The following is a 14,687-nucleotide window of genomic DNA, read 5'->3' as shown; positions in this document are numbered from 1 at the left end:
GGCTATCTCTGTAGTGCGGCAAGGGGTCGATGATTCATCCCCGCCGTGCTATTACTGCGAACGAACCCTTTCTGGAGCCCTATCATGCGTGTTGTGGATTACCTCCGATTGCTGCTGCTGGCGGCGATCTGGGGCAGCAGTTTCCTGTTTATGCGGATCGCCGTACCGGCGGTGGGTGCGGTCAATACCGCCTTTTTACGGGTGGTGCTGGGCGCCCTGGGGCTGGCGATCCTCGTCTGGGGAATGCGGGTTTCGCTGCGGTTCGCGGGCAAATTCCGTTCGGCGCTGGCGCTGGGAGTGATCAATTCCGGGATCCCCTTCTTGATGTATTGCCTGGCGGCGCAGTGGCTTCCTGCGGGCTATTCCGCCACCTTGAATGCCACCACGCCACTGATGGGTGCGGTGATCGGGGTCGCCGCATTTGGTGAACAGCTGACGCGGCGCAAATGGGCTGGGGTAATGCTGGGGTTCCTCGGCATCGCGGTGATCACCACCCGGGGCGAGGTAACGCTGAGTGCCAGCTTGGTGGCCGGAGTGCTGGCGTGTCTGCTGGCGACTAGCTGCTACGGTCTGGCCGGTTTCCTGACCCGGCGCTGGATCCTGGCGCGCGGCGGGCTGGATCCCATGCTGGTGGCGCTGGGCAGCCAGTTGGGGGCGGCGCTGTTTCTGTTGCCATTTTTCGGTGCAAGCCAGGTCTTGGCCCCCGTTGCGGACTGGTGGCAGTGGCAGGCCTGGGTCAGTCTGTTGGCGGTCGGCCTGCTGTGTACGGCGCTGGCCTATATTCTCTATTTTCGCCTGATCGCCGATATAGGTCCGTTGCGCTCGCTGACGGTGACCTTCCTGATCCCGCCGTTTGGTGTGCTATGGGGCTATTGGGTGCTGGGCGAGACCATCAGCCCTGGCTATCTGCTCGGCGCCGCCGTAGTCGGTGTGGCCGTCTGGCTGGTGGTCGGCACCCAACCGGCGTCCCCGCCCGCGGCGACCCTGCCTGTGGATATCCGGCGCTAGCCGTTGTTAGCAGAGGATGCCTCGTGGCTCTGGACTTGGCGCACCACCCGGGCCGGATTGCCGACCGCCACCGAGTCGGCGGGAATGTCGCGGGTCACCACGGCGCCGGCACCTATGATGCTGCGCGGGCCTATGGTGACACCGGGGCAGATGATGGCGCCGCCGCCGATCCAGACATCGTCGCCTATGGTGATCGCCTTGCCGTATACCGCCCAGCTGCGCCGCTGCAGAGCATCTTCATCATGGGTGGCGGTGTAGATCTGGACGTTGGGGGCGATCATCACGTTGTCACCGATGACAATGGGGCCGACATCCAGCAGGGTGACGTTGAAGTTGAGGTAACTGTGAGTGCCGATGCGGATGTTGCTGCCGAATTCGCAGCAAAACGGGGTCGAGACGATACTGCCGGGGCCAATATGCTCGAACAGTTCGCCGCAGATCTCCTGGTGGCGGCTATCTCCGGCCTTGAATTGATTCAGTTCGCGCAACAGGGTCTGCCCCCGATCCCGCAGCGCCATGATCTCGGCATCCCGCCCATCGAACGCCTCGCCACTACGCATCTTGTCCCGTTCACTCATCACGTCACCTCGCCATAACCGCTGGAATATCCGGCAGTTACGTTAACCAAGGCGAGGGCTGGATTCTGTGAGGGGCTTCCCAGCCCGCAATCCGTGGTGCTGATAGCGCTGAGAGGTTCTGCGACGGGTCTGGAATCTGGTCGAACGCAGACACGCCATGAACCCTTCCCTGGGGGCTCGATGGCGGCATCCCTGCCGCCAACGGTCTGCTTTTCGTCCAGCATCCAGCCCTCTGGTTTGCAACACCGAATGGGGACGTCGCCATAAAAATCAGGCCCTGCGAGCAGGGCCTGATGCGAGGAGCAGGGATGAGCGCGGCGACTTAGTCGACGCTGCTATCCACATCGCTACTGGTCAGCTCCAGATCGCTGGCCTGGGCTTCGCGCACTTCGTGCTCCAGCTCTTCCAGGCTTTCGCTCTGGGTGCGGGCATCCAGCGGCTCGGCCAGGGTGGCAACCAGGGAGCGGGTGGCTTCGATGGCATCCTTAAGCTTGACCTGGATCTGCTGCCCCAGCTCGAAGCGTGGCTCCTGATCCAGATAGACACGGCCATCGTCCCAGCTGCAGTTCAGACGCTTCTTGTCGGCGAAGATCTGGCCGGCCGGAATAAAGGCCACGGCACCGTTGTCCAGCAGACGGACCTTGAGGCCACCCCGTACCACATCGATGATCTCGGCGTTGAACGTCTGGTCGGTGCCGACCGCAGATTTCAGGAAGCGCACATAGAGCCAGTCACCGATGTCGCGCTCGGCGAAGCGGTTCTTGCGGCGGGCATCGCTCAGCAGCTGGGTCAGCTCTGGGCTGGATTCGGCCGGGCAATCGCCGCCACGCAGCAGTGCCTTGATGATGCGATGGTTGACCATGTCGCCGTATTTACGGATCGGCGAGGTCCAGGTGGCGTAGGCGCTCAAGCCCAGACCATAGTGCGGACCCGGTTGCGAGGTGACTACAGCAAAGGTCTGGAAGCGACGGATGCGGCTGTCGAGGAACGGGCTCGGCAGGCTGTCCATCCAGCGACGCAGCTGGCAGAAACCTTCCAGGGTGTTGATGCGTTCGTCGGCAATCGGCGCGTTGTGTGCGCTCAGCAGATCGATGGCGCCTTGCAGCTTCTCCGGATCGAACCCCGGGTGCACGTTGAAGATGCCATAGCCCGGCGTGCGGGTCAGGAACTCACCGGCACAGATGTTGGCGGCGATCATCGCCTCTTCCACCATGCGGTTGGCGATGCGGCGCGGCTCGATGTGAATGGCGACCACTTCACCGGCCTCATTCAGCTCGAAGGCGTAGTCCGGCTTGTCCTTGAACACCAGCGAGTGCTCGCTGCGCCAGTTGTGACGGGCGGCGGTGATGGCTTCCAGACCGCGGATCTGCTCGATGATGGTGGCGCTCGGGTTGAAGCCTTCGGCCTGGCCCAGCTCGAGGAAATCGGAGACCTGATCGTAAATCAGACGGCCCTGGGAGCAGATGGTGGCGGCGAAGAAGCGGAAGTCCGGCGCTATGCTGCCGTCGCGACGGATCAGCAGTTCGCAGCACAGGGTGTGGCGCGGCTCACCCTCTTTCAGGGAGCAGAGCTCGTCACTCAGGGTGCGCGGGATCATCGGAATATTGCGGCCCGGCAGATAGACGGTGAAAGCGCGCTTGGCGGCTTCTTCATCGATGGCACTGCCCGGTGCCACATAGGCGGTCGGATCGGCGATGGCGACGGTCAGCAACCAGCCTTCGGCATGGGGCGCCACATGCAGGGCATCATCCATATCCTTGGTCGAGGCCCCATCGATGGTGACGAAGGGCAGGGCGGTCAGATCGGTGCGGGGCAGATCTTCTTCCAGTGGCTGCCAGCTTTCAGCATCCGCCGGCGCGCTGCGCGGCAGATCGTGGCGACGCAGGACGACCCACCAGGGGGCTTCCGGATCTTCGCTGGCGGTGATGTGTTCGCTGATCTCGGCAAAGTGGCTGCCATCGGTCAGGCCGTGACGCTTGAGGGTAGCGATCACCCAGTCGCCTTCGGCGAACAGCTTTTCGTCCAGACCCTTGATCGGGCGGGCCTTGATCACGTCCTTGAGTACCGGATGATCCGGCACCACGTTCAGGCGATCCTTGATCAGCTTGATACGGCCGACGAAGCGGGTCAGAAACGGGGTGATCAGGGTTTCCGGTTCGGCTTGTTCTTTCTCGTTTTCGCTGCGGATCAGGGCTGTGATGCGGTCACCGTGCATCACCTTCTTCATCTGCTGTGGCGGAATGAAATAGCTCTCGCGGTTATCGGTTTCCAGGAAGCCGAATCCACGATCGGAGCCACGCACGACCCCCTCTTTTTTCGGGATATTGTCGCGGAGCTGCTGCTTGAGCTGCGCCAGCAGCGGATTGTCTTGAAACATAGTGATCACCCTGTCGAAGAAACGTGCCGACTATACGGATTTGTGGGGGTAAAACCAAGGAAAACGGCCCGGCCTCACGGACGGGCCAACTGCTGGCGCGCCTGTTCGGCTAGCTGCTGGCGACTGGGTTTCAGTCCGGTGCTCGCCTGTTGGGGCCAGGGTAACCAGTAACGGGGGATGAGATAAGCGGCCAGTCGTTGTCGCAGCCAGGGGGCCAGTTCGGTGAGTGCTTGCTCACTCCCGTGGGCGTGCTCTGCGGTTGGCTGCCAGTCAATAAAGGCCACCGGAGTCATACCCCATTCGGCATCGGCCAGCGGCACCACCAGCGCCTGCTGCACATCGGCATGCTGCAACAAGGCCTGCTCGATGAGCTCAGGCTGGATATTCTCGCCGCCGCTGATGAAGCGGTTATCCCGCCGTCCCAGTACCAGCAGATCGCCGTCGGCGCTGAACTCGCCCAGGTCACCGGTATGAAACCAGCCCTCGTCGTCCAGGGCGGGCTCAAGAGCTCCGGCGCGATAATAGCCGCAAAACAGGGTGGCGCCGCGCACGCAGATCTCGCCATCGACCAGTTTCAGCTCGCGGCCGGGCAGGGGGGTACCCACCGCCGATGAGTCCGTGGCGGCATAGCGGGTACAGACCTGGGTTGCCATCTCGGAGAGGCCATAGCTGACCTGGGGGCTGAGCCCCTGGGCCTGACAGGCGCCCACCAGTGCCTGGGGAATGGGCGCGCCGCCGAGCAGCAGGTGACGCAGGCGGGTCTGGCCGAAGCTGAACCCCGGAGTCTGCAACAGCCGGTACAGCTGAGTCGGCACTAATGAGAGGTGGGTGATGCTCCCCCCCAGTAAGTGCTCACTGAGTGAGCAATCCGGATCCGGAAGTATCAGGCTCGCCCCGGCCAGAAAGCAGCGCCAGGGAATGGCATAGCCGCCGACATGAAACAGCGGCAAGGAGAGCAACCAGCCATCAACCGGTTGTAGCGGGATGGCCTGGGCCGAGCCCTCGGCACTGGCCCAATGGGCGGCCAGGGTATGTGCCACGGCCTTGGGGGCACCGCTACTGCCCGAGGTGAGGATCAGATTGCTCAGCTGCCGGATATCCAGCCAGGCCTCGGTGTTCGCCGCCGGTTCCCAGGGATCCGCCGGGCTGAGCCCCGAGTCCAGCGCCAGGAGTGGGCAGGGCCAGGGCCGGTCCGGCTCGCCATCAGTTGCTGCACCAGGAGCGGCACGCCACTCCGGGGCTAGCCAGCAGGCCTTGGCGTCCAGTTGCTGCAGCTGGGCGTGCAATTGGGCCCGGGGTTGGCGGGGATTGAGCGGGCAGAACACCAGGCCAGCGCGCAAGCAGCCCCAGGCCAGCAGGATCAGCGCCAGCGAGTTAGCCCCTATGCTGGCCAGATGGTCGCCCGGTTGCAGCCCTGAGGCGGCAAGCTGCTGTTGTACCGCGTTGAGCTGACGGTCGAGCTGACGGTAAGTGAGCACTTGCCGGGGTGCGCGGATGGCGATCAGGTCGGGGGTGTGCAGGCTGTGCTGGCGGACCGGGCAGAGTCGCCGCGGTCCGGCCGTGTTCAAGGTTTTTGCCATAGGTTCAACTTTTTGGCCATATGCTCAACTTTGCCATAGCAGTTCCAGCTGCTGTTCATCGACGTGCAGGGTTTCGGCCTTGAGTACATTGGTGGTGAAGTAGCGCAGGGTGTCGAGGCCGGGGGCCTGCTCCGGTGCCCATTCGCTGGCCAGTTGTGCCAGTTGGCGATTGCCAAGCTGGGATTCATAGCAGGAGGAGAGGATCACCTTGAGCCCGGTCGCATGGGCCTTGTCGATCAACGCTTTGCAGCGGCTCAGGGAGCCGATCAGCGTGGGCTTGATGACGATGGCCTTGAGCTGGGGGAAGGGCTCCCAGTGCGGCTCCAGGCTCAGCAGCTCGTCCAGCGCCACCGGGATACCGGTATGGCTGGCTACGGCGCGGATATCCTCCAGCCGGGCGCAGGGATCCTCGATATATTCGATATTGGCGGCGTTGAGGTGGCTCATGAAGGTCCAGGCCTCTTCACGAGTCCAGCCGCAGTTGGCATCCAGGATCAGCTTGAGCTTGGGTGCCATGCGACACAGCTCGCGCACCATGGCCACCTCATCGCGCATCGGATGGCGGGCCACCTTGAGCTTGGCCTTGGCCGGATAGTCATACAGCCACTCGCGCCAGCCCCAGATGATCTCGTCCGGGCTGCCCAGTAGCAGGATATAGGGTGAGTGCGGGGCGTTCATCTTGGCCGGCCACTGCCGTCGGGCGCAGTCGAAACCAAATTGCACCGACGGCAACTGGGGCTCCAGAGGTCGTCCCATCTTCAACGCCTTGAGGCAGAGCAGAGCCTCCTCTTCGGCCTCGGCCAGGGTCTCCTTGGAGAAACCCGGTAGCGGGGCGATTTCGCCCCAGCTGGATTCCCATTTCAACAGCAGTCCCTCACGCACCGAGATCTGCTGATCATGGAACTGGATCGGTTGGCTGAGCGGCAGCCGGTAACGATAGAGACTGGCTTTCATCATGGATTCCGTTTGAATTTGGAGAAGTCGGGGCGACGTTTTTCGTTGAAGGCATTGCGTCCTTCCTGACCCTCTTCGGTCATATAGAACAGCATAGTCGCATTTCCGGAGAGCTCTTGCAGCCCGGCCTGACCGTCACAATCGGCATTCAGGGCTGCCTTCAGGCAACGCAGGGCCATGGGGCTGTGCTGCAGTATCTCCCGGCACCAGCGCACGGTTTCGCGCTCCAGCTCGGCCAGCGGCACCACGGTATTGACCAAGCCCATCTCCAGAGCCGCGGCGGCATCGTACTGACGGCACAGGAACCAGATCTCGCGGGCCTTCTTCTGGCCGACAATCCGCGCCATGTAGGAGGCACCCCAGCCGCCATCGAAGGAGCCGACCTTGGGGCCGGTCTGGCCAAAGCGGGCGTTGTCGGCGGCTATGGTCAAATCACACATCATATGCAGCACATGGCCACCGCCGATGGCGTAACCGGCCACCATGGCGACCACAGGTTTCGGGCAGGTGCGGATCTGGCGCTGGAAGTCGAGCACGTTCAGATGATGGGTACCGGCATCATCCTGATAGCCACCGTAGTCGCCGCGCACCTTCTGGTCGCCGCCGGAGCAGAACGCCAGATCCCCGGCTCCGGTGAGGATGATGACGCCGATCCCGGCATCGAAGCGGGCATCATTCAGCGCCTCCATCATCTCCTGCACCGTCAGCGGCCGGAAGGCGTTGCGCACCTGGGGACGATTGATGGTGATCTTGGCGATCCCCTCTTCAGACTTGTGGTAACAGATATCCTGAAACTCGCCGCTGCAGTCATGCCATTGGGTCGGGGCGTACCAGTGGGCGTCTTGGTTCTCGATCATGGGTGGTGTCATCCAAAAAAAGTAACTAGAAAACTGTGCCTAGCAGAAGGCAGAAAACTGGGGCTGCTGGCGTAACCACGCCTGCAGCCGTGCCGCCATGGCCTCGGGGGCGTCCCGATGGACATTGTGACCGGCATGGGCGATTTGATCTGCCGCCAGTCTGGGGCAGTCGCGGGCCAGCTGACAAGCCAGGGCGCTGAATTTCTGATCCCGGGCGCCGCAGAGCCACAGGGTTGGCAGGACACTGGTGGCCAAGCATGCCCTATGGTCGGGCTGGCGGGCCAGGCTGGTGGCTGCCAGCATCCGGGCGATGGCACGGCCATCCTGCGCACTCCGCAGGGCGATCAGCTGCTGCCGCTGGGCGGCATCCAGCTCGGCAAACACCGGCTGTTGATACCAGTCGGCCAGCACCTCGGTGAAGGGCTCGCGCCAGAAGCGCCGTACCCAGCGCGCATCGTGCCGCGCCCGCAGGCGGCGCTCGTCAATTCCCGCAAGCCCCGGATGGCCGCTCTCGACTATCAGTCCGTGTAATCGGGGCCGGTTCGCCGATGTGGCGGTATCCGTTGTCGCTGAATAGCTTGTCGCAGCATGGACTGTTGCTGAATAGTGCAGCGCCAGACGGCCACCCAGCGAGTAGCCGAGCAGAATAAAATCGCCGACCTGATGGGCCTTGAGTCGTTGATCGAGCCAGGCGGGCCAATGGGCGAAATCGACCGCGGGGCCGGCCGCCGGGCTGTGTCCGGGCAGATCCAGCGCCAGTGCCTGTTGCCGCAGGCAGGCCGGCAGCGCCTGCAGCAGCGGCTGCCAATCCTGAGCCGAGCCGAGCAGACCATGCAGCAGCACCAGACGCGGCGATGGGCCGAGAGCGTCAGGGCTGGGCATCGGCATCCGGCAGCTCCAGCTCCCGACAGGCCTGGGCTAGCTCGCCGAGCTGGCGGGCGACCTCATCGGCCGGGAAGCGGCACTCGATCAGCGTCACGCCGCCCTGGGTCGCCTGTCGGTAGTCGTGGCTAAAGGCCGCCAGATTGTCGGGAGCCCGATAGCGCAGGCCGAACTGGGCGGCGGCATGGGCGAAGTCCAGACCGTGGGGCAGGCGGAAGAAGGCATCCAGCGCCGGGCTTTGTGCCGCACCCGGCAGCAGGGTGAAGATGCTGCCGCCATCGTTATTCACCAGTACCAGCACCAGATTCAGCCCGGGCTGACGCAGCAGCGCCAGACTGTTGAGATCGTGCAGCGCCGAGGTATCGCCAATCAGCAGCGTAGTGGTCGAGGTGGCGGTTTCTGATGTCGCGGTCTGTGGTTGCTGCGCCACCCGCTGTGCCACCCCGAGCGCGATGCCGCAGGCCGTGGCGATCAGGCCATCGATGCCGGAGGCGCCGCGATTACTGAACACCCGGCCAGGCTGATCATCCGCATTCCGTGGCTGGCCCAGCATATCCAGCAGGCGGGCGGGAAGGCTGTTGCCCAGCAGCAGAGGCCCGGGCAGCAGGGCGCAGAGGCGATGGGCCAGCCCCAATTCGCTCCACCGGTCGAGCTGCTGCTCCAGGAGTCGGGCCAGCGGCGCGGTAGATGCAGTGAGCCGATCCCAACGGGGGGCTGCGGGGGTGCAGGCGATGTGCTGCTGACACCAGGCGGCAATCGGGGCGATCAGTCGCCGGTCGAGGCGGTAATCCGGCGCCAGGCGCTCCGTCGAGGCATCCAGTTGCCAGCGCGCCTGCCAGGCATGTTGGCTGACAAACTGGCTCAACCGCTTGGAGATGAGGCGGCCTCCGACTTGCAACACCACGGTGGCCGCGGCCAGTTGCTGCTGGAACCCGGGGTGATGCAGGGCCAGATCGACATGGGTGATGGCCTGCGGGGTGAAGCGCAGTTGCGATTGCACATCGGCCAGCAGCGGCCAACCCAGGTGTTGGGCCAGCGCCAGTACGGCGGCGGCATCCTGGGGGTTGGCGATCTGTCCGGCGACGATGACGCCCGGTTGGCGAGCAAACTCACCCCAGGAGGCGCGTTCGTCATCGGCTGCTAGAGTAGAGGCCAGAGTTGGCGTCTGAGTTGACCCTTGAACAGAAGAGAACGCGTGGTCGTAGCGGGTCAACGGCTGGTCATGGCTCAGCCAGTGGCGGAGCCCGTCAAGATAGTCGTCGGGCAGCGGTTCGCCTTGTCCGGCATACAGCGGCTCGGCATAGGGACAGTTCAGATGGGCCGGTCCCGGCTGTTGCTGCAGGGCATGCCAGAGCTGATCCAGGGTGCCGAGTACAAAGCGCGGATCGATGCGCCGATCCGGGGTCGGCAAGTTCTGGGCAAACACCGGATATCCGGCGAACAGACCCGGCTGGGCGATGGCTTGATTGGCGCCGCAATCGATGAGCTCGGCAGGGCGGTCGGCGCTGAGAATAATCAGCGGTACCCGGGAGAGCCGGGCCTCGATCACCGCCGGATAGAGATTGGCCACCGCCGTGCCCGAGGTGGTAATGACCGCGACCGGTCGATCACTGCTCTTGGCCAGCCCCAGGGCCAGGAAGCCCAGACCTCGTTCATCGAAGTGACAGTGAGTGCGCAGATGGGGATGCTCGCTGGCGGCCAGGGTCAGAGGGGCGGAGCGCGAGCCGGGGGCTATGCACAGATCGCGCACCCCCAGTCGCCACAACTCTTCGAGGATCAGCCGGGCCCAGCCCAGATTCAGGTGGTCGCCCGGGCGCATCATGGCCGCGAACCCTGGCTCAGCAGCCCCAGCAGATTGGCCAGCTTGTCATCCAGCTCCTGCCATTCGGCGGCGGGCTCGGAGCCCGAGACGATACCGGCACCGGCGTACAGCCGCAGGGTGTCGGGGGTCAGCAGGGCACAGCGAATGGCGACGGCAAATTCGGCGACATCCTCGCTGATGAGGCCACAAGCCCCGGCATACCAGCCACGGGCAAAGGGCTCATGCTGGCGGATAAACGCCAGCGCCTTGCGTCTGGGGGTGCCACCGACTGCCGGGGTCGGGTGCAGGGTGGCCAGCAACTGGGCATCGGTGACCTCAGGTTTCAGCTGCGCCGTGATGTCGCGGCGCAGATGCTGCAAGCGCCGCAGCTTGAGAATGCGTGGCGGCGAGAGGGTGGCCTGCTCGGCCAGCCCTTCCAGACGGGTGAGAATATCGGCATGCACCAGCCGGTTTTCCAGCCGGTTCTTGTTATCGGCCAGCAACTGGCTGGCCAGCTCCTGATCGACGGCCTCATCGCCGGTGCGCAGTATGGTTCCGGCCAGCGCCTCGCTCTCCAGATCCCGCTCGTGACGACGATAGAGCCGCTCCGGTGAGCTGGCGAGCAGGCAGGCCTCGGCACTGAAGGCAAAGGCAAAGTGGAAGCAGGCCGGGGTCAGCGGCTGCATGGCCGCCAGCAGATCCCAGGGATTGATCGCCTGGGTCGTGGTGAGCTGACTCTCCCGGGCCAGTACCACCTTGGGCAGCTCGGCCAGATGCTCGCTTCGGGTCACCAGCTCGACCAGCGTGGACCAGGTGGCCTGCTGCGGGGTATCCCGACGTTGGAAATCGATGGCGGGCAGCGAGGTCAGCGCGGCCTCGGGCTGGACCTGATTCAGCGCCGCGCGGCTGGTGTCGATCTCCTGCTGGCGCTGGTGCGGATCCGTTTCCAGCCAGAGGTTGCATACCAGCTCGATCTGGTTGCCCTGCCGGATGAGCTCCAGGCGCGGTAACACGAAGCGGCAGTCACCGAACTCCTGCCAATGGTCGCTGTCGCCCTGGGTGGCGAGCGGATCGAAGGCCAAGCCGCCGTAGTAGCGAGGCCAGCTCCCCGCGACCGGTTTGGGCTGGCCGCTCAGCGCCGCCAACTGTTCGGCATCGCGGATTTCCCGCAGCACGCCCAAGGCGGCAAACTCCCGATCCCGCTCCCGGGCGTGCCAATAGATGCGTGGATAGAGGGTCTGGCCCTTGAGCCAACCGGTAAAGGAGGTGATGTCGATGGGTTCCCGCAGACGAATGAAACCAGTCAGATCCGTCTGTAACAGGCTATCAAGTTTTCTTATGAGTCTTGTCTGGGCCAGCATGGCATGAATACACGGCTGATGATAATGCCCGGCGAGCTGCCGGAACTGCAAAATGAGAGCCAGATCCGTTATAGTACGTCACTTCCTGACGCCTCGGACCGGCCGGCTGGGCCCAGTATAGGGGCTGCCGGACGGGGGGTAAACACATTCGCTGGGGATGCCTCCACTCACCATGACGCGCTCTTCTTTCTCCCGCTGGGTACTGGCGGCCCGCCTGCGGACTCTGCCTCTGGCGTGCTCCACTGTTCTGCTCGGTAGCGGTCTGGCGGCCCACGCCGATGCTTTTCGTTGGCCCCTGTTTGTGCTCTGTCTGCTGACGGCCATTCTGCTGCAGGTGCTGTCGAATCTGGCCAACGATTATGGCGATGCGGTCTCCGGTGCCGATCTGGCCGGACGGGTCGGTCCGACTCGCGCCGTGGCCACCGGTCTGATTACGGCGCGGCAGATGCAAGTCGCCATGGGCCTCACCACGCTTGCCGCCATGGTCAGTGGTCTGGCGCTGCTGTGGTCGGCGTTTGCCGACGATTGGCCCGCCCTGCTGGCGTTTATCGGCTTTGGCGCTCTGGCGCTGGTGGCGGCGGTGACTTACACCGTCGGGCGTCGTCCCTACGGCTATCGCGGTTTTGGCGATCTCTCGGTATTCCTGTTTTTCGGCCTGCTCGGAGTGATGGGCTCCTATTATCTCTACACCCATCAACTGAGCTGGAGCCTGCTGCTGCCCGCCGCCAGTTGTGGCTTGTTGGCCACGGCGGTGCTGAATATCAACAACATCCGCGATCGGGTCAGTGACGCCGCCAGTGGCAAATTCACCCTCGCCGTGCGTCTGGGGGCCAGCCGGGCACGCAACTACCACTGGTTGCTGGTGGGGGGGGCCGGTGTGCTGATCGTGCTGTTTATCCTGCTGCACAGTGCTTCACCCTGGCCCTGGCTGTTTCTACCCGGCTATCTGCCGCTGTTGCGCGCCGCCTGGGTGGTGCAGGTGAGCGAAGATCCGCAATTGCTCAACCAGCAGTTGAAACTGACGGCGCTGGGCAGCCTGAGCTGCAATCTGCTGCTGGCTCTGGGGTTTACCCTCTAAAAGACGGCTCCTCATCATGCGACAGCGATAGGGCGAGATTCTGCTACGGGCCGGAGTCTGGTCGAACGCAGGCACGCCGTGAACCCTTCCATGGGGGCTCGACGGCGGCATCCCTGCCGCCAACGGCCTGCTCGTCGCCCAGCCTCCATCCTCGCTGATGCACACTGTGACCGCGCCCTTGTGAACCGGCTGGTGGGGCTCCCGAACCGGCCGATCTACAGACTGAGCTATAGGCGCTGACTATCGGTGCTTACCATGGTTTCCTTGCCTGCCGTGGCGCGCTACAGTGGGGCTCGGATGTCGAATGGAAGCGCGTGGTAATCCTGATGAGTGTGCATGTCTGGCTGGCCTTTCTGGCTACAACCCTGATCTTCAGTCTCTCCCCCGGGGCGGGTGCGGTGAATACCATCAGCACCGCCATGCGCCACGGCTGGCGCGGCACCCTGCCGGCGATTGCCGGTCTGCAATTGGGGATGCTCTGCCATCTGGCGCTGGTCGGTGCCGGGCTCGGTACCCTGCTGGCGCAATCCAGCGAGGCCTTCACCCTGCTCAAGTGGGGTGGCGCGGCCTATCTCATCTGGTTGGGGTGGCAGAAGTGGCGCGCTCCCGCCCGTTTCGAGCTGGCTCACGGCGGTGAGCGGGCCGAGGCCTTGTTCTGGCCCGCGGTGCTGGTGAACCTGACCAACCCGAAAACTATCCTGTTTCTGGTGGCGCTGTTTCCGCAATTTCTGCACACCGACTACCCGCTATGGTCCCAGACCCTGATCCTGGGGCTGACCTGTGTGCTGGTGGACTGCCTGGTGATGGTCGGCTACGCCCTGGTGGCCTCGCCCTTGGCCCAGCTGGTGACCAACGAACGGCGCATGCGGTTGCAGAACCGGCTGTTCGGCTCGCTGTTTATGGCGGCGGGGGCTGCATTGGCCTCGTCCAGCCGTTAATCCGCGATGTCGGCTGCCGTTCTCTCTTCCGTTGCAGGCCGCCTGCGGGTGGCGACCTTTAATCTCAGTTTTTCCCGTCCGGCGGCTGGTGGGCTGCTGGCCGCATTGCAAGCCGATGAGCTGGCGCTGCACCACTGCGCGGCCATACTGCAGCGGGTGCGGCCGGATATAGTGCTGCTCAACGAATTCGATCACGATGGCGAAGGGCGGGATGAACGGGCTTTGACGCTGTTTTTGCAGCGCTATCTCGGCGTTTCGCAACAGGGCGAAGCGCCGCTGGATTATCCCTATCACCTGCAAATCCCGACCAATACCGGCCTGCTGTGCCGTGCCGATCTGGATGGCGATGGGGTGCCGACCCTGCCGGCCGACGGTCAGGGGTTCGGGGCTTTTCATGGCCAGTACGGCATGGTCGTGCTCTCCCGCTTCCCTCTGCTCCCGGAGGCGGTCCGCTCATTCCGCCAGTTTCTCTGGGCGCAGATGCCCGGTGCGCAGTTGCCGGATCGGCAGCCAGGCTCGGGGCTGGGGGATTACTACTCGGCGGCGGCATTGGCCGAGCTGCGGCTCTCCTCGAAGAATCACCTGGATCTGCCGGTGCGCATTCCTTCCGCCCATGGCGAACGGCTGCTGCATCTGCTGCTGAGTCATCCGGTGCCGCCGGTGTTTGATGGCGCCGAGCGGCGCAATCGCTGCCGCAACCATGACGAGATCCGGCTGTGGTGCGATTATCTCGATGGTGCGGATTACCTGCGGGATGATGCCGGTCGCCTGGGGGGATTGGACCCGGCGGCTTCCTTTGTGCTGCTGGGGGATCTGAATGCCGATCCCCAGGCCGGTGATGGCGATCGACGGGCCATTCGCCGCCTGCTGGCCCATCCACGCGTCCATCCTGCGGTCGCCCGTGGCCGTTGGCGACCCGCCGCGGCCGGAGGGGTGATCCATGGCGCGCGCCGCGCCCGAGCCGTGCCTGCCGCGCAAGCCCGCTACTGGACTCATCTGCGCGGCCTGCGGCTGGATTATGTGCTGCCAAGCCGGGATCTGCAGGTGCAGGGCAGTGGCATCTTCTGGCCCGCCACTGCAGAGCCGGGGCGCGAGTGGCTCGCCGATAGCCAGGATCAGGACCGCGCCGGGCTTAGCTCCGATCACCGGCTGGTATGGGTCGATCTGCAGCTATAAATAAGCCAAGGCTGAACTCAATCAGCGTTCTCAATTATGCCCATCGACTGGGAAGCTCACGCTGACACGCCGTGAATCCATCCATGGGGGCTCCGCC

At 64.2% G+C, this 14,687-nt stretch carries 12 protein-coding genes; 4 read left to right on the top strand and 8 right to left on the bottom strand.

All coding sequences use genetic code 11. The features are described 5' to 3' along the window. The first annotated feature begins 84 nt into the window (after positions 1-84). On the top strand, positions 85-1,008 hold the full coding sequence (locus ACZYUB_RS10425; protein ID WP_463947688.1) for a DMT family transporter: 924 nt from the start codon (positions 85-87) through the stop codon (positions 1,006-1,008). Here the strand turns inward: ACZYUB_RS10425 and ACZYUB_RS10420 are convergent. The 8 genes from ACZYUB_RS10420 to ACZYUB_RS10385 form a co-directional block, all read right to left on the bottom strand. Then, positions 1,005-1,589, bottom strand: a complete 585-nt coding sequence (locus ACZYUB_RS10420; protein ID WP_463947686.1) for a sugar O-acetyltransferase — start codon at positions 1,587-1,589, stop codon at positions 1,005-1,007. The two genes, ACZYUB_RS10425 and ACZYUB_RS10420, sit on opposite strands and share 4 nt — an antisense overlap. A 319-nt stretch (positions 1,590-1,908) precedes the next feature. Further along, positions 1,909-3,963, bottom strand: a complete 2,055-nt coding sequence (locus ACZYUB_RS10415) for an exoribonuclease II (RefSeq protein WP_463947685.1) — start codon at positions 3,961-3,963, stop codon at positions 1,909-1,911. 74 nt (positions 3,964-4,037) lie between these two features. Then, the gene (gene menE, locus ACZYUB_RS10410) at positions 4,038-5,543 is read right to left on the bottom strand and encodes an o-succinylbenzoate--CoA ligase (RefSeq protein ID WP_463947684.1); all 1,506 of its coding nucleotides are present in this window, start codon (positions 5,541-5,543) and stop codon (positions 4,038-4,040) included. A gap of 24 nt (positions 5,544-5,567) precedes the next feature. Further along, positions 5,568-6,497, bottom strand: coding sequence for an o-succinylbenzoate synthase (gene menC / locus ACZYUB_RS10405; RefSeq protein ID WP_463947783.1), 930 nt, complete (start codon positions 6,495-6,497; stop codon positions 5,568-5,570). Next, positions 6,497-7,354 (bottom strand): 1,4-dihydroxy-2-naphthoyl-CoA synthase, encoded by an 858-nt coding sequence (gene menB / locus ACZYUB_RS10400; protein ID WP_463947682.1) that lies wholly within the window; start codon positions 7,352-7,354, stop codon positions 6,497-6,499. Before menB ends, menC begins: the two co-directional genes overlap by 1 nt. A 39-nt stretch (positions 7,355-7,393) precedes the next feature. Then, complete coding sequence (gene menH / locus ACZYUB_RS10395) at positions 7,394-8,242, bottom strand: 2-succinyl-6-hydroxy-2,4-cyclohexadiene-1-carboxylate synthase (protein WP_463947681.1); 849 nt, start codon at positions 8,240-8,242, stop codon at positions 7,394-7,396. Further along, on the bottom strand, positions 8,223-10,055 hold the full coding sequence (menD, locus tag ACZYUB_RS10390; protein WP_463947781.1) for a 2-succinyl-5-enolpyruvyl-6-hydroxy-3-cyclohexene-1-carboxylic-acid synthase: 1,833 nt from the start codon (positions 10,053-10,055) through the stop codon (positions 8,223-8,225). The genes menH and menD overlap by 20 nt, the downstream gene beginning before the upstream one ends. After that, a complete protein-coding gene (locus ACZYUB_RS10385) occupies positions 10,055-11,398 on the bottom strand; it encodes an isochorismate synthase (RefSeq protein ID WP_463947679.1) in 1,344 nt (447 codons plus the stop codon). The genes menD and ACZYUB_RS10385 overlap by 1 nt, the downstream gene beginning before the upstream one ends. 172 nt (positions 11,399-11,570) lie before the next feature. Between ACZYUB_RS10385 and ACZYUB_RS10380 the strand changes: the two genes are divergently transcribed. From ACZYUB_RS10380 to ACZYUB_RS10370, 3 genes are all read left to right on the top strand, one after another. Beyond that, on the top strand, positions 11,571-12,476 hold the full coding sequence (locus tag ACZYUB_RS10380; RefSeq protein WP_463947677.1) for a 1,4-dihydroxy-2-naphthoate polyprenyltransferase: 906 nt from the start codon (positions 11,571-11,573) through the stop codon (positions 12,474-12,476). A gap of 326 nt (positions 12,477-12,802) precedes the next feature. Then, on the top strand, positions 12,803-13,414 hold the full coding sequence (gene rhtB / locus ACZYUB_RS10375; protein WP_463947676.1) for a homoserine/homoserine lactone efflux protein: 612 nt from the start codon (positions 12,803-12,805) through the stop codon (positions 13,412-13,414). A gap of 6 nt (positions 13,415-13,420) precedes the next feature. Continuing rightward, on the top strand, positions 13,421-14,590 hold the full coding sequence (locus tag ACZYUB_RS10370; protein ID WP_463947674.1) for an endonuclease/exonuclease/phosphatase family protein: 1,170 nt from the start codon (positions 13,421-13,423) through the stop codon (positions 14,588-14,590). Positions 14,591-14,687 lie beyond the last annotated feature (97 nt).

This window comes from Pseudaeromonas sp. HNCC25DJ182, assembly GCF_055413365.1.
This window is presented reverse-complemented; position numbering and strand designations above follow the sequence as displayed.

Bases quoted from the DNA above. Each gene is read 5' to 3' on its own strand.
- menB (WP_463947682.1), bottom strand. From the start codon at position 7,354: ATGATCGAGAACCAAGACGCCCACTGGTACGCCCCGACCCAATGGCAT.
- ACZYUB_RS10385 (WP_463947679.1), bottom strand. From the start codon at position 11,398: ATGCTGGCCCAGACAAGACTCATAAGAAAACTTGATAGCCTGTTACAG.
- menD (WP_463947781.1), bottom strand. From the start codon at position 10,055: ATGCGCCCGGGCGACCACCTGAATCTGGGCTGGGCCCGGCTGATCCTC.
- menE (WP_463947684.1), bottom strand. From the start codon at position 5,543: ATGGCAAAAACCTTGAACACGGCCGGACCGCGGCGACTCTGCCCGGTC.
- ACZYUB_RS10380 (WP_463947677.1), top strand. From the start codon at position 11,571: ATGACGCGCTCTTCTTTCTCCCGCTGGGTACTGGCGGCCCGCCTGCGG.
- rhtB (WP_463947676.1), top strand. From the start codon at position 12,803: ATGAGTGTGCATGTCTGGCTGGCCTTTCTGGCTACAACCCTGATCTTC.
- ACZYUB_RS10415 (WP_463947685.1), bottom strand. From the start codon at position 3,963: ATGTTTCAAGACAATCCGCTGCTGGCGCAGCTCAAGCAGCAGCTCCGC.
- ACZYUB_RS10425 (WP_463947688.1), top strand. From the start codon at position 85: ATGCGTGTTGTGGATTACCTCCGATTGCTGCTGCTGGCGGCGATCTGG.
- ACZYUB_RS10370 (WP_463947674.1), top strand. From the start codon at position 13,421: ATGTCGGCTGCCGTTCTCTCTTCCGTTGCAGGCCGCCTGCGGGTGGCG.
- menH (WP_463947681.1), bottom strand. From the start codon at position 8,242: ATGCCGATGCCCAGCCCTGACGCTCTCGGCCCATCGCCGCGTCTGGTG.
- menC (WP_463947783.1), bottom strand. From the start codon at position 6,497: ATGAAAGCCAGTCTCTATCGTTACCGGCTGCCGCTCAGCCAACCGATC.